At 41.9% G+C, this 22961-nt stretch carries 19 protein-coding genes, 5 tRNA genes and 2 pseudogenes; 5 read left to right on the top strand and 21 right to left on the bottom strand.

Going from position 1 to position 22961, the window contains the following annotated elements:
• Nucleotides 1-978: an alpha/beta hydrolase gene (locus GYO_RS23520; protein WP_014112462.1), complete on the bottom strand. Its 978-nt coding sequence runs from the start codon at nucleotides 976-978 to the stop codon at nucleotides 1-3.
• Nucleotides 979-1113: 135 nt separating this feature from the next.
• On the opposite strand from GYO_RS23520, the gene GYO_RS23515 reads away from it, so the two are divergent.
• Both GYO_RS23515 and GYO_RS23510 read left to right on the top strand, forming a co-directional pair.
• Entirely contained in the window at nucleotides 1114-1944 is an 831-nt protein-coding gene (locus GYO_RS23515; protein ID WP_014112461.1) for a MerR family transcriptional regulator, read from the top strand.
• 5 nt (nucleotides 1945-1949) lie between these two features.
• Nucleotides 1950-2957, top strand: coding sequence for a serine hydrolase domain-containing protein (locus GYO_RS23510; protein ID WP_014112460.1), 1008 nt, complete (start codon nucleotides 1950-1952; stop codon nucleotides 2955-2957).
• Nucleotides 2958-3165: 208 nt separating this feature from the next.
• Here the strand turns inward: GYO_RS23510 and GYO_RS23505 are convergent, their stop codons facing one another.
• The 20 genes and pseudogenes from GYO_RS23505 to GYO_RS23415 form a co-directional block, all read right to left on the bottom strand.
• Nucleotides 3166-3681 (bottom strand): HEAT repeat domain-containing protein, encoded by a 516-nt coding sequence (locus GYO_RS23505; protein WP_014112459.1) that lies wholly within the window; start codon nucleotides 3679-3681, stop codon nucleotides 3166-3168.
• Between the two features lie 257 nt (nucleotides 3682-3938).
• Nucleotides 3939-4082, bottom strand: a pseudogene (locus tag GYO_RS44025) (hypothetical protein); the annotation flags it as partial.
• A 218-nt stretch (nucleotides 4083-4300) separates the two neighbouring features.
• A complete protein-coding gene (locus GYO_RS23500; RefSeq protein ID WP_014112458.1) occupies nucleotides 4301-5473 on the bottom strand; it encodes an MFS transporter in 1173 nt (390 codons plus the stop codon).
• Between the two features lie 130 nt (nucleotides 5474-5603).
• Nucleotides 5604-5906, bottom strand: coding sequence for an ArsR/SmtB family transcription factor (locus GYO_RS23495; RefSeq protein WP_014112457.1), 303 nt, complete (start codon nucleotides 5904-5906; stop codon nucleotides 5604-5606).
• A 568-nt stretch (nucleotides 5907-6474) separates the two neighbouring features.
• On the bottom strand, nucleotides 6475-6849 hold the full coding sequence (locus tag GYO_RS23490) for a Na-translocating system protein MpsC family protein (RefSeq protein ID WP_014112455.1): 375 nt from the start codon (nucleotides 6847-6849) through the stop codon (nucleotides 6475-6477).
• 55 nt (nucleotides 6850-6904) lie between these two features.
• Nucleotides 6905-7195, bottom strand: coding sequence for a DUF6407 family protein (locus tag GYO_RS23485; protein WP_014112454.1), 291 nt, complete (start codon nucleotides 7193-7195; stop codon nucleotides 6905-6907).
• A gap of 54 nt (nucleotides 7196-7249) precedes the next feature.
• Nucleotides 7250-7784: pseudogene (locus tag GYO_RS23480) on the bottom strand (carbonic anhydrase).
• A gap of 54 nt (nucleotides 7785-7838) precedes the next feature.
• Nucleotides 7839-10463, bottom strand: coding sequence for a DUF2309 domain-containing protein (locus GYO_RS23475; protein ID WP_014112452.1), 2625 nt, complete (start codon nucleotides 10461-10463; stop codon nucleotides 7839-7841).
• 14 nt (nucleotides 10464-10477) lie between these two features.
• Nucleotides 10478-11995 (bottom strand): NADH dehydrogenase subunit 5, encoded by a 1518-nt coding sequence (locus GYO_RS23470; RefSeq protein WP_014112451.1) that lies wholly within the window; start codon nucleotides 11993-11995, stop codon nucleotides 10478-10480.
• A gap of 924 nt (nucleotides 11996-12919) precedes the next feature.
• A complete protein-coding gene (gene glmS / locus GYO_RS23465) occupies nucleotides 12920-14722 on the bottom strand; it encodes a glutamine--fructose-6-phosphate transaminase (isomerizing) (protein WP_014112450.1) in 1803 nt (600 codons plus the stop codon).
• 431 nt (nucleotides 14723-15153) lie between these two features.
• Complete coding sequence (gene glmM, locus GYO_RS23460) at nucleotides 15154-16500, bottom strand: phosphoglucosamine mutase (RefSeq protein ID WP_014112449.1); 1347 nt, start codon at nucleotides 16498-16500, stop codon at nucleotides 15154-15156.
• Nucleotides 16501-16518: 18 nt separating this feature from the next.
• Nucleotides 16519-17973 carry a CdaA regulatory protein CdaR gene (cdaR, locus tag GYO_RS23455; protein WP_014112448.1) on the bottom strand — a complete coding sequence of 485 codons (1455 nt, stop codon included), beginning with the start codon at nucleotides 17971-17973 and terminating at the stop codon, nucleotides 16519-16521.
• Nucleotides 17966-18787, bottom strand: coding sequence for a diadenylate cyclase CdaA (gene cdaA / locus GYO_RS23450; protein WP_003223651.1), 822 nt, complete (start codon nucleotides 18785-18787; stop codon nucleotides 17966-17968). Before cdaA ends, cdaR begins: the two co-directional genes overlap by 8 nt.
• 160 nt (nucleotides 18788-18947) lie before the next feature.
• On the bottom strand, nucleotides 18948-19574 hold the full coding sequence (rsiW, locus tag GYO_RS23445; protein ID WP_014112447.1) for an anti-sigma-W factor RsiW: 627 nt from the start codon (nucleotides 19572-19574) through the stop codon (nucleotides 18948-18950).
• Between the two features lie 13 nt (nucleotides 19575-19587).
• A complete protein-coding gene (gene sigW, locus GYO_RS23440; RefSeq protein WP_003223646.1) occupies nucleotides 19588-20151 on the bottom strand; it encodes an RNA polymerase sigma factor SigW in 564 nt (187 codons plus the stop codon).
• A gap of 228 nt (nucleotides 20152-20379) precedes the next feature.
• A tRNA-Gln gene (locus tag GYO_RS23435) sits at nucleotides 20380-20451 on the bottom strand.
• A gap of 4 nt (nucleotides 20452-20455) precedes the next feature.
• Nucleotides 20456-20540: transfer RNA gene (locus tag GYO_RS23430), tRNA-Tyr, on the bottom strand.
• 20 nt (nucleotides 20541-20560) lie between these two features.
• Nucleotides 20561-20633 (bottom strand) — tRNA-Thr (locus GYO_RS23425).
• A 4-nt stretch (nucleotides 20634-20637) separates the two neighbouring features.
• Nucleotides 20638-20713, bottom strand: a tRNA-Val gene (locus GYO_RS23420).
• Between the two features lie 3 nt (nucleotides 20714-20716).
• Nucleotides 20717-20791: transfer RNA gene (locus GYO_RS23415), tRNA-Glu, on the bottom strand.
• A 180-nt stretch (nucleotides 20792-20971) separates the two neighbouring features.
• On the opposite strand from GYO_RS23415, the gene GYO_RS23410 reads away from it, so the two are divergent.
• From GYO_RS23410 to murQ, 3 genes are all read left to right on the top strand, one after another.
• On the top strand, nucleotides 20972-21427 hold the full coding sequence (locus tag GYO_RS23410; protein WP_014112446.1) for a 2-thiouracil desulfurase family protein: 456 nt from the start codon (nucleotides 20972-20974) through the stop codon (nucleotides 21425-21427).
• A 13-nt stretch (nucleotides 21428-21440) separates the two neighbouring features.
• The gene (locus tag GYO_RS23405) at nucleotides 21441-21923 is read left to right on the top strand and encodes a GNAT family N-acetyltransferase (RefSeq protein WP_003223640.1); all 483 of its coding nucleotides are present in this window, start codon (nucleotides 21441-21443) and stop codon (nucleotides 21921-21923) included.
• 110 nt (nucleotides 21924-22033) lie between these two features.
• The gene (gene murQ, locus GYO_RS23400) at nucleotides 22034-22951 is read left to right on the top strand and encodes an N-acetylmuramic acid 6-phosphate etherase (protein ID WP_014112445.1); all 918 of its coding nucleotides are present in this window, start codon (nucleotides 22034-22036) and stop codon (nucleotides 22949-22951) included.
• Nucleotides 22952-22961: the final 10 nt, after the last annotated feature.

Here is a 22961-nt window from a genome sequence, read left to right as displayed (position 1 = left end):
CTAGCGAACCTTTCTCATAAACTCCATGGAAAGTTTATATATTTGATCAGGCTGATATAAATAAATACTGTGTGTTCCTCTTAGTTCCTTTATTTCGGCTGTATTGAATTGAGCCGCAAACGCTTCATAATCTTTTCGGTTTTGTATGGCATACTTTGAATTTCTATTTTGGTCAGAGACCGCATCTAAAATCAAGACGGGAGTTTCTTTTGGCGCCGGCAGATTCACAGATTTGCTGCCATTTTGATAAGACTGTAAAAGCTCATGCTCCATATCTGCATTAAAAAATTGCTTAAAGTTAATGGCTTTATAGATTTCTTTTTCTTCATCAGTTAAAAACGACTGCCGAATCACCTCAGGATTATATACAGCGGAAGGCATAAACCGATGAAAACCAATCGAGGTTAACAGGTGGAACCCTCTCACTTTCAGTCTGTCGATCCTGCTCAATTTATACGTGACATACTGCTGGGGCAATCCAATGTCCATCGCAATAATGGCCTTGATTTCCTTAGGATATTTCTGAGCCCAATAAATGGCTTCAATCCCGGATATGGAATGAGGCATTAAAATATAAGGAGGCTTATTTCCGCTTTTCATAAGCGCTTTCCTCGTCTGTTCCAGTACCGTATCAATATCTCTGTCATCATGAGACACATCACTGTATCCATAACCAGCCCGATCAACAACAGCAATCTTATTTTCTTTTGAAAACTTGCTGTACAAACCTTTCATCTCATAAGCAGGCGCAGCGATCCCCGAACCGGACATAAACACAAACGTATCCTTCCCGCTTCCCTCTTCATATACATTTATCTTTTTACCATCAACATCGACTACTGTGCCTTTGCCTTTTAACAGTGCTGCTTCCTTATTTAATTGATAATGGTGGTAAATAAAAACGGAGACGGATACAAGCAAAACCAAAGCAGCCAAGCTGCCAAAAAAGACTTTTAAGACTTTCCATAATGTTTTCATATGATGCTCCTTTCACGTGATACGGAAAGGATACGATATGAAAATAAATTTCTGATTAACTTTGGAAAGATTTTATTTTGACATTTGACTTTGCCCTTACGGAAAGGTGTACATTTGGAGCATGGAGGTGATCACTTGCTATCGATCGGTGAATTTTCAAAGATATGCAAAGTATCAACAAAAACACTGCGATACTATGATGAAATCGGGCTCATTCACCCCGAAGATATTAATCCTGAAAATGGATATCGATATTATTCTATCAGGCAGCTGAAGGAAATGCTCTTGATTAACCGTTTAAAGTCGTATCATTTTTCTCTGGAAGAAATTAAAACCATGATCAATGTAGAAGAGAACCAGGCAGAAGAAAAACTAATTTTCGGCCTTCAGAGAAAAAGAAAAGAAGTACAGGCAAAGATCCATGCTTATGAATATACGCTTACACAATTGAACCAAGACATTCTGCGTGCAGATATGGGCAAATCAATGATGTCATGGCTTGACGATATAGAAGTAGAGCTTTCCGAAACCCAGCCAATGAACATCCTTTATATACGCCAAATGATGAGCAGTGATGACTACGCCTTAGGGTATGAGAAGTATTTTAGCAGGCTATATGAAAGAATTGCGGTTAATAAACTTACCTTGCTCGGTACGCCCATGACCATTTATCACAGCCCTGAGTACAACCCTGCCGGCAATGATACAGAGTTTGCGATTCCAATAGAGGAGACGGTAAGGGAGACAAGATATCTGCACGGCAGCCTTTGCGCAAAGTCTGTTTTAAAGGGCCCATATGCAGAATTGACCTCGGTATACGCTAAGCTGAGGGAATGGGTCGATGATGAAGGCTATGATTTGGCCCAATCACCGTATGAAGTGTATGTAACCGATCACCAGCAAGCTGGTGTGCCAGAGGATATCGTGACTGAAGTGTATTTTCCAATAAAGAAAAAAGAGAGGTAACTGTCATGAAAAGAAACGACTGGCCAACTGCAGACCCGCAAGCCTTGGGGATGGACGCCAAAAAACTGTCTGAGCTTGACCCTAAAATAAAGTCCCGATACAGCAATATTAACGGTATTGTAGTTGTGAAAAATGGATACATCGCTTATGAGCGCTATTATCATGGCTATGGACCGACTGATACGCATCATGTAGCATCAGTAACCAAAAGTATCTTATCGGCTCTCATTGGAATTGCGATACATGGAGGATACATCAAAAGTGTCGACCAAAACGCACTCGACTTTTTCCCGGAATATGTCCCGGGTCCTCCTAATAAACAAATACAAGATATCACCATACGCCACCTTCTCACGATGACAGCTCCCTATCCATTTGAAGACTGGCACGAACCACTCGACAAGATGTGCATGCAGCCTGATTGGATCACCTATACGCTGAATATGCTGGGTCAAGAAGGCACAATCGGCACATTTAAATACTCCACCGCAGGCGCGCATCTGCTGTCAGCCATCGTCACCCGCAGCACAGGCAAAAACGCCCGCGAATTTGCCAACGAACACTTGTTTAAACCAAGTGGCATGAAAGAAATCCCGAATTATGAAATGAAATCATTCGGCTTTGACGATTTATTCGGTAAACATGTGAGGGGGTGGGTGAACGACCCGGATGGAAACTCAACCGGAGGATGGGGGCTGACGCTGACTCCGCGGGATATGGCACGTTTTGGTCTTTTGTATATAAACCGCGGCTGTTGGGACAATCAGCAGATTGTTCCCGCATCATGGATTGACGAATCAACAGTGATGAACGCTAATAACTACGGCTATCTATGGTGGCTGCGTGAAGAGGAAGGTGTTTTCTCATACTCAGCACTAGGAGATGGCGGTAATGTGATTTGCTGTGTTCCGGAGAAAGATCTAGTCGTAGTGATCGCATCAGAATTCACCATAAATGCTCTTGATAGGTGGGAGCTCATTAAGGAATGTATTGTCCTGTCAGTGAAAGATTAAACTTTTTTAGGAAAAATAAGAATAAAAATAAGCGGCAGCCTCGAAATTCTCTCCATATCTTTCTCTTAGAAAAGGCTGCCAACCTCCAATAAGAATTTATCGTCCTTTCATTTCCCCTAATTTCACGGGAACTAAATAGAGATAACAGTTCCTCATTCTCATTTTTACCGCTTATCGATACAAAACTACAACACCTACTATCCTAATTTCAATCCTCCGTATCTTTCAACTTAAAAGCAATCAGCTTTCCTAATGCCTCTTCAGCTGCAAACGGAGCAACCATTCCTGAAGGATGTTCATGCTCGCGTTTTAGGCATTCATACATCTTCGGTTCAATGCAAGACGGATCGATCCATGCAATACACCAGGATGCCCAAAAGCTTGATTGCCCTTCACTTTCTTGAGCGATTTTGATGACAAACGGCAGACTAGGTTTCCCAATTCTCATGAGTGAAATGGCCGCAGCCATTCTTGTATCTTCAGCATGACTTTTTAATAAATATGACAGCTCCTCCGCTGCTTCACCCGCATCTTCCCCAAACTCACCTAAAACAGCCGCAGCGATATTACGCAAAGAGCCTTCCTCTTTTAAGGCCTCAACCAAAACAGGTATTGCATCTTTTCCTGATTTCTTTAACTCCCCTATCGCTTGAACAATCGTGATCTCATTTGTGTTCTCTAAATTCTGAACAGACAGCGACAATTCATCCCCATTTGATTTCATAAAAGAGCCCCTCTCTCGTTTGATAACAGACACTCAGCATATTTTCCACAAAGATATATCAGTAAGCGCATTAACTTCCAATTAACGTATAAATACCACAAACACTGTAAATATTCCTGTGAGGAGCTAATAAAACGCCTAACAAACTGAACATAATGACATCATATACTAGTGTTAACTAGTTTATCAGTTAGTATCAGTCCTACTACTATAAGAAACTCGGCTGCCATTTTAAATGTAATCTCGCATCTGCTGTGTGCTGGATTTACTTCCGGCAATACAAATCTGTCATCCGCATCGTCTAGGCCTTTCAGTGAGATGGTGCAAGTGTTTGCTCCGCGAGCGGCAACTTCTCTGCCATTTCCCCGGATGCTTAGGTTTACGTGCTCTTGTGTTGCCAGTGTTCGATCAAATCGTGCCGTGCTTCACCTATCCGCCAGCAAAGCCTTAAGAAATCTCTTTGTGCGCCTTCGACACATACAGAACGATGTCTGCCCTTGGAAGGCATATGGATGGACTTTGAACAGCTTGTAAAAAACACCCGCTTGTATTTACGAGCGGATGTTAGATTTTTTAAAATGAGCCCATTGAATTTTATGAAGTAAAACAAAGCAGTGTGTTATTGATTGATATCTTTTAGCGTCTGTTTCGGTTGTGAATGAAAAATCATCAATGATGCAATAATTGCAATCATAACCCCTAACGCACCAATCCAGGTAATCGAGGCTAATGATACGTTTTCCACAAAAACCCCTCCTATTCCTGCGCCGACCGCCATGGCGAATTGCATCATTGACTGATTAATGCTAAGCAAAACACCTGACATTTCCGGTTCTATTGTAGCTAGATGAAATTGCTGTGTCGGACCGGTGGACCATGCGGCAAACGACCATAATATGAGAATCACCAACACTCCGATATAGGAATGAGTGACAAATGACAGCAGAATCAGTGTGACGATATGCAATGTCATCCCGCCAATGAGTGTAAAGGGAACTCCCCATTTATCGGTGCTATATCCCCCAAACTTCGATCCAACCAAACTGGCAATTCCAAATATAAGCAAAACACCGCTAAGCAGCTTGCCGTTTATACCTGAGATGTTCAAGAGATACGGTGACAGATAGGTATAAGCAACAGAATATCCCCCGAGCCAGAAGAAAGTGATTGATAATCCCATAGCCACTTTCCGTTTTTTGAAAAGAGCAAGCTGTTGAAGCAAAGGTACAGGTTTATCTCCTCCAGTATGCGGAAGAGTAAAGAAAATAACGGCCATTGCGATCAACCCCAACAAAGCAATTGCACCAAATACAGACTTCCAGCCTAATGCTACTGCTATCATTCTTCCAAGCGGAACACCAATGATTAAAGAAGCGGTAAATCCCATCACGACCGTAGCGATGGCACTGCCCTGCTTCCCTTCCGATGCAATCTTAGCGGCAATCGTTAATGCGGTGACAACAACCACACCTGCTCCCATCGCCATAATGATCCGCGCTGCAATAAACCATCCATAACCAGGCAGTACAAAAGCCAGGACATTGCCGAACACAAACAAACCGAGGGCATACATCATCAATTTGCGTCTATCCATACTTGCTGTCAACGCCATAAGTACGGGTGTGGAAAGAGCATATACAAGTGAAAAAATTGTAATGAGCTGGCCCGCGGCAGCCAAGGTTATCCCGAGTGTATGAGCAATGTGATCCAAAATTCCGGAAATGATGTACTCTGAAGTTCCGACTAAAAAACTGACAATGGCTAAAATATAAATTTTCCAAGTGTTAGACATAAAACATTCACTCCTTAATCATTAGTAAAACAACATATCACGAAATATCGATATGTTAGTTCAAAAAATAAACACATCGCAATATGTCGATATGTATGGTGTAAAAATAAACATCTCTTGATGTTTATTTTTATATCTCTGTTTTAAGAAGGTCAGCAAGTTTCCCAATGGCTTCTTCATCTCTTTTGTAATACGTGTACTTTCCGATTCGTTCCGCCTTAATAAGGCCGGCTCTTAAAAGGATGGTGAGATATTGGGAAGCCGTCGATTGCGTCATTTTCAATTTGTCTGTTATTTGACTGACACATACCCCGATTGTGTTCATATCAATCCCTTCATGGGGTGCAAAATGACGATCAGGTTCCTTCAGCCATTGCAAAATTTGCAGCCTTGATTCATTTGATAAGGCTTTGAATACTTCAATTGGTTCCATACGATTATTATATCGTTAAATTCCGATACGTCAATACGTTTTTTGGATATACATAATTAAAGCTTTATCTCTGACTAATTCCATGAAATGAAACTGAAGACAGCATATCAATTTTGTTCCCCGCTTAAATTTATCATCAAGCTTTACGAAATTGGTCTCATAATCATATCATTAAACTATTGGGGGAACCCGTCAGGTGACAAGGATGTTTTTCAGTTAAATGAATTTAATATGTTCAAGTGACTAATCACCAGCATCAAATTCATGTATTTTAAATAGATGTAAAAAAACATCCGCTCGTAACAAAGGCGGATGTTAGATCTTTCGACAGGAATAACAAGACAGTGTATTATTAATTGATATCTCTTCACGTCCGCTTAGGTTATGAATAAAAAATCATCAATGATGCCATAACTGTAAAACAAAAGAAGCGGCAGGTAATATTCAATTCACAATAAATTCCGTCTTGTTTAAAAAAGTAAAATATTACAACATATGAATAACCAGAATGTTTCAGCCCTCTATCAGGCTTGAATAGTAGTGTTCATAAACATTTCCCTTTTTTATATTATAAGATCTTTTCCAAATTTTTCTCTAGATCATTACATAATTTAAATACCATCACTCGTTCACCTGTCCGAGAGCTTAAATCAGTATGAAAACTTTTCACTTCTTCTCCAGTTATCGTTAGGATAATATCCTTAAGACCTTCTATACCTGATTCAACTAACTCCGAACGCGTTTGTTTGATAGATAACATACCCTCTTTTGATCCACAAACTGCATATTCAGCTGGTGTTAAAATTCCTTTTAAATTAACGATGATCATATCCCGCAGTATATCAGTCTTAACAGATACAGACCCACGCCCAAGATAATCCTTCTCCCATTGAGTAATGGACTTACTGATCTCTGATTCAAAAGAACCCTTCGACTTTTTCATATATAAAACATCTCCTGGCAAAAAAATTGGCATCTTCTATTGTTATTTCGTCTCATTAATATTCTCTTACAACATGTCCTTCATATACACCTTCAATATCCAAATCAGTTTTACCGTTTCTTGTGACCACTACAATTTTGGATAACATATTTTCTTCCATCATAGAGTGTACATGCAAAAATCGAACGCTTCCTACATGAGTTTCCTCAACTTCTTCATACGATTTTAAATGATAAAAATCAATTGCTTTTCTAATTACTTTTTTCATACATTCTATATTTTCACGATCAAACGGATTCATTTCCTCTATTGTTTTCATTACAAAATCAGTTAAATTAGAGTCCATACATTCTCCTTAGAACTGCTTTTTTCAATACATGGGTGCACATCTATCATTTCATCATGACAAGCAATGATCAGGTAACGCTTGACGCTGTTTTAATAGCAGGGACCTCCTCAATTGAGGATTGTCCATCCTTTTGATTAACGATTAAACCTCGAACTTTAACATATGACGGCACTAATGGATGATGACGAATGATATCAACACTTTTTTCAATAGCGTCACTGCTATTTTCATTTCCATTTAGCCATTTATCGAATGTACCGCCTGAAAATTCAGGCCTGCAATTTTGAAAAAGATAATCCAATGTTTGTAGTTTATCTTTCATTGTTTCAAGTTGAGTTCGTACATGACCTGTGGAAGTCCTCTTATCTTTTGTTCCTACAACAAAAACCTCCTCAACATCTTCCTGATAAATTGCAATAATAACAGACCTCATGATTTCTCCGTAAGGATGTGAGATATCGGCACCATAGCTTTGTATCGTCAACATATTTTCTGCTGGAGTATGAGTCACTTCTTGTAGAATGGGCTCCAGCCCGTTTTCCATGTCCGTCAAAAATAATACTTTTTTATTTTTATCTACACTCATATTGCCCACCTCTTTTTGATTTAGTAACAAATATATTTGAAATCATTTTAGCAGTTACCAGTTTTCCCAATGTCCTTCTGGATCAACACTAGCCAGTCGAACCCATCCATTTTGAACTTTTTGCAGAAATACTGAGTCTTTATTTAATAATCGTTCTACATGTTCTCTAGGTGCTTGGATGACGATCAACAAACGTAGAGGAGAATGATAAGCCTCATGGTCTGATTGCATGACGGATTGCCAAGGCAGTCCGGCTAACAAGTCACTTGCATTCCCTTGCATAACTCCGAGACCTGCAGTAACGGTTTGAGTTGCTTTATTTCCGCTGCCATAATAATGAGGTGCTACCGTTGATGCGTAATATTGTAAATTAATCCACTGGGCCACAGTTCCAGGCCCTGCAATAATATTTGCTAGGAGTTCACCGCTTTCATCCTGCTTCCAATCATAATTATGAAGAAAGGCTCTACCTTCCAAATCACAATCCTTAGTTAGTTCACGTTGGCCGATAATAAAAGCGGCATTACGAGCCAATCCCCATTCCGGACGTATCTCACTCCAATCTCCCGCAAATCGGTGTGCCTCTGCCTTCGGATTTTTAAGTTTCGATTGGAAATTCGGTAATTGGGCTAGACGTTCTGCATTTACGTTATGCCTCACTTTCGGCATAATAGCTTCGATACGGTCAAATGCTTCCTGTGCAGTTTCGGAAAGTTCTGGTACATAAAGCCAATGTAATTCATCCACCGTTGTATTATGTTCAGCGGCAGCAAAAACCGTATCTTCAGGGATTTTAATTCCTTCAGTTAAAAGAGCTTCTCTTACCTCTGAAAGATTACATAAAGCAGCTAAAACTCTTGCATTGAATCCACCGGCCGCTCCACCGCAGGCACCACAATCAAGAGCCGCAGCATAAGGATTATTGGTACTTTGACTACCATGCCCGCAAATCACGACTAAGGGTGCAAAATTCTCTGTTAATCCCATCATTTTTAGTGCTTGCCGAGCATAGTTCACTTTTTCTTCTTCAGTAAAACCCACAGGTATTTTTGCCTCTGTGTCATAATCATGATGAAGCGAGAGTTTTGTATCAGGTTTACGTAACCAAGTCTCACGGAGATTACGAATGAAACGATCCGTTTTTCTTGGTACAAAGCTGCGTGCTACCATTTGCAGACTAAGCCAAGGTCCACTTAGCTCAGGTAGAAGCAAGCTCGTAAGTACATTTTGTTTCATCGTTTTAAATGTATAGCTTACGGAATGAACTGCTTGCTTGCGTTGGTTGTATTTTTCGAGTACCTCGTCATCTACGAACTCTTTTATTTTATGTTGTGGTTTTTGTATGACCGGCAAGGAGGCATGACTATGTTTACTGCCAAGTTCACAAGTTGCAATCGGCACCCCGAAGAAACCAGCAATACCAATCGTTTCAAACGGGCCTTCTTTTTCTAGTTGACGACGAAAAGGTTCTGATCGTACATCGATGCAGAATGCTAATTGAGCTAATGCAGATTTTTTACCGTTGGTTTCACGTTGTTTCGAGACGATCTTTTGACTTAATCGATCTGTGTGTGTTTGTTCCCAAGCTTCTAGCCAAAGTTTCCTGCGAAGTTTCTCATCAAAACTATAGGCAAATGATAAATATTCGTTTTGTTCATTGGCCGACATCTGTGACCATTCCTCTAATGTAAGGCCCCCCCAATGAATCCAAGCTGCTAAAAGGGGAGTAATCGAAATTTTTTTCTCAGACCGTTGATTATTCAAAGGTAAATATGGCTTTATAAGAGCCCACTCCATGGATATTCGAACCGCTAAATATTCTGTTAGGAGTGCATGTTCATGGCTCGATTGTTGGGAGCGCCAAAGCATCATCCCTGCCCATCCAGGTAAGGAAAGTAAATGACCTTCAAGATAAGTCTGGATTTTTGATTCTGGGATTTCTAGTGCGAATAAGGCTTCTTGTAAAGCCAAATGCGCCTCTTGTGGCCAACCTTTTAACCTTTTACGCTGCTTTTTACTAAGTGCTGGATCATATTGAATGAGATGCTGCCAGGCACGATAGAAACCTTCCTCACGATTAGGCATTGTCCAACCTGCTTGAGAGTCATCCAGATATAATTTACACCACTTGATAACATGATGATCAAGTATATTAACTAACCTTTCTCCGTCTTGATTCTCTATATACGAACTTATTGGTTGCATAAAAAAATTCTCGATATGATCCGTCTTCAGTCCACTACATTCATTTACCAATTTCTCCAGCTGATGTGATGATAAAAGGGTGGAAGGCAGTGGATCTAATTTTAATCCAGCATGACAAAATCGCTCTGCCACGTCCCGCGGGATGTTAAAGGAATGTGAATCAAGCCAACGCTGCAGCCCCATTTTTACAAAATCTTCATCTATCTCACCTTTATTCTTTGCTGAACGGATCATAGACACACTAGGGTATATATCAACATCACGAGTATGTTTCAACCAATTTGCAACCTGATCAAAAGGTTGGTTTTCAAGTCCCATCCACGGATTACGTGCAGCAAATGTAGAAATAGGCCAAAGTGGTGCAATCACTCGGCTGGCAGATTCAATGAAAACGTTAAGATCACTTTCTTGAACATCAATATCTGTATCTTTCTTTTTTACATTTTCTTTCGTTAATACGGATGTAATGCCCATCTCAGATTAGCTCCTTATGATATATATTGTTTAAGGTAGTCTGGGTGACTCTCTACTGACTTTGGTTTTGCTTCACCTAATCGAACTAACCAAAGATAGAGTACCGCGAAAAAAACGGAAGAACGATGACGAGCAACCCACGTACCTAAAGCACTACCAAATAGCAAGAGACATACGACAATCATGACAGCTGGCATTGGAGGTTGAACACTTTGAAAAACGGTTGTATGCAGCCACTTATAGAAGAGGTTATGAATGATAAAATATACAAAGGCTGCTCCTCCTAAAAATGTTAAGCCAGCAATTCGGCCAATTCTTCCCTCACCAAAAGCTACGAGCTGAGTCCAAGAAACGGACAATGACCACCCTAAAATTAGCGCACTAATGAATTGATACCCTTCTCCAGGAGCAACGAGCCAAAAAGCAACACCTATAGCTAAGGATAAAATCCAACCAGCCATGATCCATAAATAGGATGTTCCTTTATTAGCGCGAGTCAATCCTTCATGACGCCCTACTGCTGAACCAGCTTGTAAAAACAACGTAGCTTTGAATAAACCATGTAAAATAAGATGAATAATGGCTGCTATATAGGCTCCTAATGCACACTGAATGAGCATAAACCCCATTTGTCCAATCGTGGAGCCTACTAACTGGCGTTTATAGTCAACCTGGACTAAACTAATACCAGTTCCAATCAATACAGACATGCTAGCAAGCAGAAGTAAAATAATCGAAGCTATACCACCATTAAATAGAGGTGAAAATCGAGCTAGTATAATCCCGCCTGCATTTACTAAACCTGCGTGCATAATCGCAGAAACAGGAGTTGGAGCAACAATAGACTCAATTAACCATCTCTGGAATGGCCATTGAGCTGCGGGAATGATTACTGCTAATACAATCAATAGCTGAATCCCTGTTCTCTTCCATTCCCCCAGCTCAGCTAAACTTTCATTTGTTAAAACCGATGATAACTGCCATTGACCTGTGGCATAAAAAAGCCACATTATCGCCAAAAACAAAGAAAACCAACTTAACAAAAATAATCGGCCAGAAACCTTGGCTGCTTCACTAGCCACTTGCCAAGCACTGTTTAATCTTATAAGTAAGGTTAAACCGGCAAGAGTTGCTCCCCAAAATATAACCATCAAGCGGAGATCACCACTTAACCATGCAAGTGAAGCAGCACCTGTAGTGAAAGTAAAAAGCGTAAAATATTTGCGATAAGATCGATCACCCATTAAGTACCGTACAGAAAAACGCTGAATGATGAGACCAATTGCCAAAACAAAGAAAGTCATTAACCAAGCTAAGGAATCTAAGTGCCAAGGGCCAATATTTCCATTCACACTCCTATTGGCAAGAATCACCAAGGAAACCAAAAGTGGTAAAGCCAAGATCCCAATATGAATGCGAACAAAACGCAAGGGTACGCGTGGATGTAAAAACAATAATCCACTTATCCCAGAAGCAATCAGCATAATAAAAAATAATGTTAACAATGATGACAAATTCAGTGAAACTAACATTTCAAATTCTCCCTTTTTAAATGTCGTTATTGCTCAAAAGACCTTTAAACCAGATCCTATTTTTCTATAATTTAATACAAATTTTAAGTATCTCTATTTTTTCCCAACAAAAAAACCGACAACTTCAAAATTTCAATGATGATTTTAGATCATTGAATCTTGAAAATTGTCGGCTTCACTTCAACTAACTTCTGCGAAGTTTTTTGAAGAGCTACCTTATTATTGGTCATTTTACTTTATGCTATGTTTTAACTTCCTTCTAAAAGAATGAAATCATCGTTCCATTTTAATATAGTGCCTGATTATCAAACGAATCGACTTATGTTTCTCTTTCATTTAAATTAGGATACTTTTTCATCCTGTCAAGAGTAGTTGAAAGAATGCTAAAGACCTAATAATTTAACAAACGAAAATAAACATCTGAACCGATTATTAAGTTAAGTATAAGATATGCTAAATTTTAAACATTGTCAACAAAAACTCATTTTCTAATTCAGTAGAGTATAATTTGATGTTGGAATACGGAGTTTGACGATCTATCTTTAATATGACAATATTCACCGCTTACAATTTGCCCAAACTCCCCGTAGATGTCACTTCCTTTAAAACCTTTTTTATCGGAACTTATCAATCACCAGTCTCTTCTCATACTGTTTCTCTTGATCTACTACATTTTTGTTAGCTAGAGAAATTACATAAGAAGGTAATTCTTGCATCGATGTCTTAACTGAACCCACATATTTGCTTGTGAAAAAAGAAGACACGCACGATACATCATTTTTATGAATCTTGACGTTGATAAATGTCTCGTTGCTGCACCATTATAAGGCGCCTGTCCTCATCTTTGATAAATGAGATCCGTACAAAAAATCACCTCTAAAATAAAAACCCCTTTGGCTAAAATAACCAAAGGGGTTAAACAACTTACTCCACAGTAACACTCTTCGCAAGGTTACGCGGTTTATCAACATCACAGCCGCGATGCAGTGCAGCATAGTAAGCGATCAGCTGCAATGGAACAACAGATACCAACGGAGCAAGCGCTGGGTTTACTTCCGGCAGTACGAATCTGTCATCCGCATCATCTAGGCCTTTCAGTGAGATGATGCAAGTGTTTGCTCCGCGAGCGGCAACTTCCTTGACGTTTCCGCGGATGCTTAAGTTTACGTGCTCTTGCGTTGCCAGTGCGAATACTGGTGTACCTTGTTCGATCAAGGCAATCGTGCCGTGCTTCAGTTCGCCGCCGGCAAAACCTTCTGCCTGGATGTAAGAAATCTCTTTCAGCTTCAGTGCGCCTTCGACACATACGAAGTAGTCAAGGCCGCGTCCAATGAAGAAAGCATTTCTGGATACAGTCAGGTATTCACGGGCGATCATTTCCATTTCGTCTTTCTGGTCACAAAGAGCTTCCATTGCGTTCGCAGCGATACCGAGTTCTTTGACGAGGTCAAATCCGATATCAATGCCGTTTTTGTCAGCAGCTACAGATGCAAGAACCGCAAGAACCGCAATCTGTGCAGTGTATGCTTTCGTTGACGCAACAGCAATTTCAGGGCCTGCATGAAGCAGCAATGTGTAGTCAGCTTCACGAGAAAGCGTTGATCCCGGTACGTTTGTGATTGTCAGTGCTTTGTGTCCGAGCGCTTTGACTTGAACAAGAACCGCGCGGCTGTCTGCTGTTTCTCCGCTTTGAGAAAGGAAAATGAAGAGCGGTTTCTTAGACAGAAGCGGCATGTTGTAAGAGAATTCACTCGCTACATGCACTTCAACCGGCACGTTTGCCCACATTTCAATATATTGTTTACCGACAAGTCCTGCATGGTAGCTTGTTCCGCAGCCAATGATATAGATGCGGTCCGCTCCCGCTACAGCGGCAGCGATATCGCCAGGCACAGACAGCTTGCCGTTTTCGTCTTGATACGTTTGGATGATTTTGCGCATCACAACAGGCTGCTCATCCGTTTCTTTCAACATGTAGTGAGGGTACGTACCTTTTTCGATATCGCTGGCATCCAGCTCAGCAATATAAGAAGCACGTGAAATCACGTCACCATCAAGGTTTTTGATGACAACTTGATCATCAGTGACGATGACCATTTCTTTATCCATCAGCTCTACGTATTCGTTGGTTACTTGAAGCATTGCCATCGCATCAGATGCTACGACGTTGAATGTATCTCCAAGACCGACTAATAGAGGGCTTTTGTTTTTCGCTACAAAAATCGTTTCTCTGTTTTCGTTGTCGAATAAAGCAATTGCATAAGAGCCTTTTAACAGTGTAAGTGTTTTGCGGAACGCTTCTTCTGTATCAAGACCTCCGTTGACAAATTGCTCGATTACTTGAACAACTACCTCTGTATCGGTGTCACTTTTGAGCTCTACATCTTGTAAATACTCTTGTTTCAGCTGAACATAGTTCTCGATCACGCCGTTATGAACAAGTGTAAAGCGGCCAAGTGCGCTTTGATGCGGGTGAGCGTTTAGATAGCTTGGTTCGCCGTGTGTTGCCCAGCGAGTATGGCCAATTCCAGCTTTCGCTTCTATATTGGTATCCACAACTTCACGAAGATCCGCAATGCGTCCTTTTTCTTTGAACACATGAATTCCCTGTTCGTTGGCAACAGCGATACCAGCAGAATCATAGCCGCGGTACTCAAGCTTTTCTAACCCTTTCAGTAAAATTTCCTTCGCATCAAGCTGACCGATATAACCTACGATTCCACACATATTTTTCTTCCTCCTAAGATTGTAAAAGGAGACGAAGAAAGTCCAATTTCAAGGGGACTTTCAATCGTCCCCTCCTACATGTTTTTGGAAGATCATGTGATTTCTCTTTGTTCAAGGAGTCACCCCCTTGGTTTGAAGAAATCCTTACGGCTGTGATCTGTACACTCAGCCGGGAGGCATCCGCCGAAAATTCGATAACCTCCATCCTCGTCAACTAAGCCTTTTTTCGGGCGCTTAGTTCGGGCGCTATAATTATAGGTGAAACAATAATCCTGTCTTCTTTCCTGTAGAGAAAATAAGAACAAGACAAGCTTGATTTTACAGCATGTGGCATAAACGGTCAATTGTTTTTTAAACAACTTTGCCGTATGTCTCACAATTATCATATGTAAATCTTGCTCGTCTTGTTCGCTCTCTGATCATAGACTTCGTTACTCTAATCCCATTTCTGACCGGACGACTTCAACAATGCGATTGACATACTCATCGCACAGCTCTTTCGTCTTCGCTTCAGCCATAACACGGACTAGCGGTTCAGTGCCTGAAGGGCGGACCAAAATCCGGCCGTCTCCGTTCATTTCTTTTTCAACTTCAGAAATAACAGCTTTTACTTTTTCGTTTTCTTCGACTTTATATTTATCAGTTACTCTCACATTGACTAACAGCTGCGGGAACTTCTGCATTTCAGCTGCAAGCTCTGACAGCGGCTTGCCTGTTGCTTTCAAAGTGTTCATCAGCATAATAGCAGACAATAATCCGTCCCCTGTCGTGTTGTAATCAAGGAAAATAAGATGTCCTGACTGCTCACCGCCGACATTGTAGCCGTCTTTTTTCATCGCTTCTACTACGTAACGGTCACCGACAGCCGTCTGTACGCTTTTGATGCCTTCTTTTTCGAGCGCCTTATAGAAGCCGAGGTTGCTCATTACAGTCGAAACCACTGTATCATCCTTTAAACGGCCTTCTGATTTCAGGTGTTTTGAGCATATGTACATGATTTGGTCGCCGTCAACGATATTTCCTTTTTCATCGACAGCAATCAGGCGGTCGCCATCACCGTCGAACGCAAGGCCGAGATCGGCATTTTTCTCTTTGACAAACGCGCTGAGCGCTTCAGGATGAGTCGATCCGACGCCGTCATTAATGTTTAATCCATTCGGCGAAGTCCCCATTGTTGAAACATCTGCATCTAAATCAGCAAACAGGTGTGTCGCCAAGGACGACGTTGCACCATGTGCGCAGTCAAGTGCCACATGAATGCCTGTGAAATCTTCATCAGCAGTCTGTTTTAAGAATTGCAGATATTTTTGCCCGCCTTCAAAATAGTCGTTTACAAGCCCAAGATCGGCTCCGACTGGCCTTGGCAGCTTATCCTCCGGTTCGTCCATCAGGCGCTCAATTTCAGCCTCCTGTTCGTCAGAAAGCTTAAAGCCGTCTCCCCCGAAGAACTTGATGCCGTTATCCTGCACTGGGTTGTGAGAAGCAGAAATCATGACACCTGCCTCTGCATCCATCGCTTTTGTTAAATAAGATACACCAGGTGTAGAAATGACACCCAGACGCATGACTTCTGCGCCAATGGATAAAAGTCCGGCGACAAGGGCTCCCTCCAGCATATGACCGGAGATGCGTGTATCGCGGCCTATCAACACTTTCGGACGTTGTTTGTCTTTTGTCAGCACATATCCGCCGAAGCGTCCGACTTTGAAGGCCAGCTCAGGTGTAAGCTCACTATTGGCGACACCTCTTACACCGTCTGTTCCAAAATACTTGCCCATTTTATAATCGCTCCTTTTTTATTCTGATGAGGATTGCGAATCCGCAGTGGATTCGTCCTCATCCTGATCTTGGTTTTGATCTTTATTTTCGTCTTGTTTTTGATCATTGCTGTTTTTATCAGTGTTCGTTGTATCTTCTTGCTGGTTGTTCTTTTGATCATTCGTTTGCTTATCTGTGTCATCCTGGTTTCCTGATGTATTGCTGCTGTTGTCATTAGTTGATGTATTGCTTTTTTTAGATGTCAGCTTGATTTTGGCGTTTTTCTGCCCCAAGGACCAGGTTACATTCTGAGGCCCGTTGACTTCAAGCTTCACGCTATGCTCCCCGTCATCTAAATCTGAAACATTCACATACAATTCAATATCTGATTTCTCCAGTTTTTTTATATTGGCGGGAGAGCCTTTAGCCGTCACGTCTATCGCTTGCGATTCAGGATCTAGAAATTCAATGTTTTGCGAGCTGCTCAGCCCTACAGTCTTAATAGAGACATTCTCAAACTTCTGATCCGCTTCACTATCTACTTCTATATGCAAAGTCACCTTTGACGGCGAGATTTTTTTGACGCCGTCAGGAAGCGGAATATCTGCCTCGATATCGGAATCCTTGTTAATTTTGCTTAAATCTAAGCTGACGCCGTCAATAAATTCAAGAGAATCCAACACATCCTGTGAGCCGTAAACCGTTACCTCACTGGGACTTGATTCAATGTTCGCTATGCTGACACCGTCAGGAAGGCTTCCTGTCCGTTCAATTTTAAAGGGCACTTTTTTACTCGGGCTTGTTACCGGAACGGTAATCTTGATGACCGAAGGCTCTACGTCGACAGGAAGCGCGTTTCCGTCTTTATCATAGACAGTCACTTTCGCTTCCTTTTCAATCGTTTCATCTGCGTTTTCCAAATTCACTGAAGCTTTTACAAGAGAAATATTATCAATCACATTTTTAGATCCGGTAATCTGCACATTTTTCGGACTGACAATCGGCTGCTCTGGAGAATAGCCTTTTTTCATCTTGCTTTTATTGTAGTACTCCACTTCTACAGGAAAGCTTTTGGTCGTCCGTTCTTGAATGGTCACTGTCGTAACAGACGGGTTGATTGAGATTGTCAGCCCGTCTGACACGTTTTTGGCCTTTAGCTCCACCTTATGTGTGCCGGTTTTTAAATTTTCCATGTCGGCATATATTTCAAAATTCTTGGTCTGTCTAGCCTTTTTCACGGCGCTTGTTGAGCCTTTTATCGTGACATTAACCGTTTGCGGAACACCTGTCACGACGTAATTTTCATCATCATAATACGCTTTGACCGGAATATCGGTCAGTGTTGCTTCATCAATTGTTGATGTCGGAAAGAAAGATTCACCCGGTTTTTTCGGAGTCGGTGCTTGATTGCTGTTAACCGCCACATAAAGCAAGAGCGCGAAAAGCAGAGCAATAATTTTCACAGCCCAGCGGTTGTTTAAGAATTTATCCATTTTTCTTGCCCCTCCAATACCAGCGATTAGAAGAAGTGTCTCTGGTGTTTTTCTTAAACTCGGCTTCAAGCATTTCTTTCAGCGCTTCTTCCGTCAGCTCTCTGTGAAGGTCTCCGTTCTTCGCCACACTGACGCCGCCGGTCTCTTCAGACACAATAATCGTCAAACTGTCTGTTACTTCACTGATGCCGACAGCCGCTCTATGCCGCGTCCCCAGTTCTTTTGAAATAAACGGGCTTTCTGAAAGCGGCAGATAACAGGCGGCCGCGGCTATTTCATTATTCTTCATAATCACTGCACCATCATGAAGCGGAGTGTTTGGAATAAAAATATTGATCAACAGCTCAGAGCTGACTTTGGCATTCAAAGGTATGCCAGTCTCAATATAATCTCCCATTCCGGTATCCCGCTCAATGGTCAGCAGGGCGCCTATACGGCGTTTCGCCATATAATTGATTGCTTTTGTGATGGCCTCAATTGTTTTCTGCTGCGCTTCCTCCACAGGCGTGCCGCTCCTTGAAAAAAAGCGGCCGCGGCCAAGCTGTTCAAGCGCTCTTCTCAGCTCAGGCTGAAAAATAATAATAATTGCTAAAAATCCCCATGTTATCGCTTGGTCCATCAGCCATTGAAGCGTGCTGAGGCCCAAATATTGGCTGGCCATACGAACAAGCACGATCACTACAATTCCTTTTAACAGCTGAACCGCTTTCGTGCCGCGTATCACCATAATCAATTTATATATCACATACCAAACAAGGAGAATATCAACGGCATTGCCGAGGTACTGCAAAAAAGGGATATCCTCAAAAGCCATTTCCTCGTCCTCCAAGATTTCAGTCATTTCGTATTTTGTGTTGTACGTGTTACGCATATGTACTTTACATAGCGAGCCCATTATACCACATTTCGATTTGGCAAGTGAAATGTGCCAGCCCTCTCAGCCCGTAAAAAAAGAGCAAAGCGACTGACGCGCTTTACTCTTTTCCTTTCGGATTTAATGCATTGACTACACTTTTCCCCGCAGACTTCATCTTGTACCATGTCCAATCGAATAATTGATTGATTTCTTCAATCTGACCGGTGACTTGTCCAGCAGAGGCCATATACTTTTCGCCGTTTACGACAGTTACATCCCCGTCTATTTTGCCTTTAATGATCAGCTTGCCGTTTTTGACAGTCACATCGCCTTTGACCGTCTCACCTTCTGGCACGATCACAGTGTGGTTATGCACCACAAGATTCGGTTGCTTGGACACGCTGAAATTTTGGTCATTATGCCAGCTGTTAAAAAATCCTCCGCCCATCAAAATGATGAATACCGCAGCAGCTGCGATAACGGGATGGGTTCTGAACCATCTTTTCACAGAAGCTCTTTTCTTCTCCTTAGGCAATTTTGCCATGACATTAGCGGTAAAATCCGCGGGGGCTTCGACATGCGATGTGCTCCGGACGAGCGCTATAGATTTTTCCATCTCATAAAAATGCTTTCTGCATTTCTCGCATGTCTCCAGATGTTCATTTAATACGTGTTCATCTTTTGGAAGGATATCTCCATCAAGATGCATATGCATAAGCTGCACAATTTGTTCAGGACAGCTCATTTCATCACCCCACTTAAAGATCCCTTAATTGTTTTCTGAGAGCCTCTCTGCCTCTGTGAATCCGCGTTTTCACAGTCCCCACAGGAATGTTCAGAATCTCGCCGATTTCAATTAATGAGAGTTCGTCAATATACTTTAATACGATAACTGTTCTGTATTTGTCAGGAAGCTTTAAAATTTTCTGCTGAATCGTGTTTGAGAGCTCCAGCGACACAACTGCATCTTCAGGCAAAACCCCATCTGCGGCGATTTGTGAATACATGGTCAAGCCTTCCGTACCAGCCACCTCTGCATCGAGGTAATAATCCGGCTTCTTTTTGCGAATGCGGTCAATAGTCAAATTGGTCGCGATTCGATAAAGCCAAGTTGAAAATTTCCGGTTAATATCAAAACTGTCGATATTAACGTACGCTCTGATGAAAGCCTCCTGTGCAATATCCTCTGCCTCATGCACATTGCCAAGCATACGGTAGCAAAGCTGATAAATTTTATCCTTGTAAATATCTACGATGTCCGCAAATGCATCTTGGTCGCCTTTTTTGACTTGTTTAATTCTCTTTTTAATCATCATTTCCATATTTATCTAACCTCTGCCTTCACCGGTCTGTATGTATACGAGCTTCGTTTCAAAAGGTTTCAATTTTTTTATAAAATAAGTTTATCAAATTTTTGGCAGGGTGTAGATGGTAATTCGTGAATAAACTACCTTAACATATTTTTAAAATTATTATACAGACTGAACAGTTAGAAGTTGGAATGATTTTAAAAAGAAAAAAAGACACCTTTTGGTCAAAGGTGTCTGTGACTGGGCTAGCTGGATTCGAACCAACGCATGACGGAGTCAAAGTCCGTTGCCTTACCGCTTGGCTATAGCCCAATAATGGTGGAGGGGGGCAGATTCGAACTGCCGAACCCTGAGGGAGCGGATTTACAGTCCGCCGCGTTTAGCCACTTCGCTACCCCTCCATATTAATGTAAGAAAAGAGTGCCGGCAAGAGGACTTGAACCCCCAACCTACTGATTACAAGTCAGTTGCTCTACCAATTGAGCTACACCGGCAAGATGGTGGAGGATGACGGGCTCGAACCGCCGACCCTCTGCTTGTAAGGCAGATGCTCTCCCAGCTGAGCTAATCCTCCAAATGGTGACCCGTACGGGATTCGAACCCGTGTTACCGCCGTGAAAGGGCGGTGTCTTAACCGCTTGACCAACGGGCCGTTTGTGTTCTCGTCGAGCTGACAAAAGTTATTATATACAGGTTACACCCCCTTTGTAAAGAGAAAAATTAAATTTTTTATTTTCAAACTTTTTAACTCCTTTTTTAACTGAAAAAGCCTCCCAACATTTATCATTTCTTTTATGATAGAGACAAGCGAATCAAGAGAGGAGAAAACAATATGATACTAGTCAGCTCTTGCCTTGGCGGCATCGAATGCAGATATAACGGCTCTCACGCCGCATCAGAGAAAATCAGAAAACTCATCGATGAAAATGAAGCAGTCATGGCTTGTCCTGAGCTTCTCGGCGGCTTTTCAACTCCTCGTGAACCTGCAGAAATCATCGGAGGCACCGGCGAAGATGTTCTCAATGGAACCGCAAAAATCGTGACAGCTTCAGGAGAAGATGTAACAGAATTATATATGGAAGGCGCCGCTAAAACATTAGCTTACGCAAAAGAAATCAATGCCTCTGCCGTCATATTAAAAGAAAACAGTCCGTCGTGCGGAAGCAGTTTTATCTATAACGGCACTTTCTCCGGCCAAAAAATCGCCGGCAGCGGAGTGACCGCCGCACTGTTAAAACGAGCGGGCTACCATGTCATTTCGGAAAACCAGTTAGACGACATATTGTAAGGAGGGCAACCACATGACTCAAGACATTTCTTTATCCTTCTATAAGCCTGAACATTTGCCGGAGCTCCAATCATTTACGCTAAAAAACGATGACAAACGCTTTACCTCTCTCCCCAAAGAGGTGCTGACTCAGGCCCTGAGCATACGGGACCGGTATCCGGTTGTCATCTTAAAAGACGATTTGCCAGTCGGTTTTTTCATTTTACATACATCAAAAGAAACGCTTGCTCCGTATTCTAACAATCCATTTGCTTTACTGCTCAGCTCCCTGTCCTTACACGCAGTGCATCACGGAAAAGGCTATGCAAAAAAAGCAATGCTTCAGCTTCCCTCTTTTGTGAGCGGTTATTTTCCATGGTGCGATGAAATTATTTTGGCCGTCAATCATCTCAACACACGCGCAAAGCACCTTTATATGAAAAGTGGGTTCCTTGATAAAGGACGGCGAAGAATCGGACCGCTTGGAGAGCAGCTGATCCTTCATTACTTCTTATAGTCTTTGGGTGAAATAAAATTTCAAAAATTTTAAAACATAGTTGAAATATCATAACAGAAATGAATATACTGAATATTGAGATATATTATATTTAAACAGGGGGCCTCCTCATGTCAAAATCATTAAACCTTCACCGTCTTACAACGGAATCACGCAATAGCCAAACAGCTGAAATCCACAAAGCAAACACACTCGGTATCCTCAAAATGATCAACAACGAAGATTTGAAAGTCGCAGCCGCCGTTCAGCAGGTTCTCCCCGATATCAAAACAGCTGTAGACTGCGCCTACGACTCGTTTCAAAATGGAGGCCGGCTTATATACACAGGCGCCGGTACAAGCGGCAGACTCGGTGTCATGGATGCTGTTGAATGTCCTCCCACCTACAGCGTAAGCCCAGATCAGGTTATCGGAATCATGGCTGGCGGACCTAAAGCATTTTTGCAGGCAGCAGAGGGCATTGAAGACAGTGAAAAAGCAGGAGCCGAAGATTTAAAAAACATACAACTCACTTCAAACGACACCGTCATTGCCATCGCAGCAAGCGGCCGTACACCTTATGCCGCAGGCGCCCTAACATACGCCCGTAAAGTCGGAGCCCACACCTTCGCCCTTACCTGTAATGAAAATTCCGCCATCAGCAAGGAGGCGGATCACAGCATCGAGGTTGTCGTCGGACCTGAGGCCATTACAGGATCAACACGTATGAAAGCCGCAACTGCTCATAAAATGATTCTAAACATGATATCCACGGCAGTCATGGTCAAAATCGGCAAGGTTTACGAAAACTTGATGGTAGACGTCAATGTCAGCAACAAAAAACTAAAAGAACGGGCCATCAGCATTATCCAAAGCCTCACAAACGCTTCATACGACACAGCCAGACACACTCTGGAACAAGCCAATCATCACGTCAAAACAGCAATCGTCATGCTCAAAACAAGCACAGATCAGGAACAAGCTAAAACATTGCTTGATGAAACAAACGGTTTTATAGACAAAGCAATCGAAAATTACCATTCAAGATAAGGAGAGACCA

It is taken from the genome of Bacillus spizizenii TU-B-10 (assembly GCF_000227465.1).
GTDB lineage: Bacteria > Bacillota > Bacilli > Bacillales > Bacillaceae > Bacillus > Bacillus spizizenii.
Note: the sequence above shows the minus strand (reverse complement) of the source record. Positions and strands in the feature narration are given on the sequence as shown.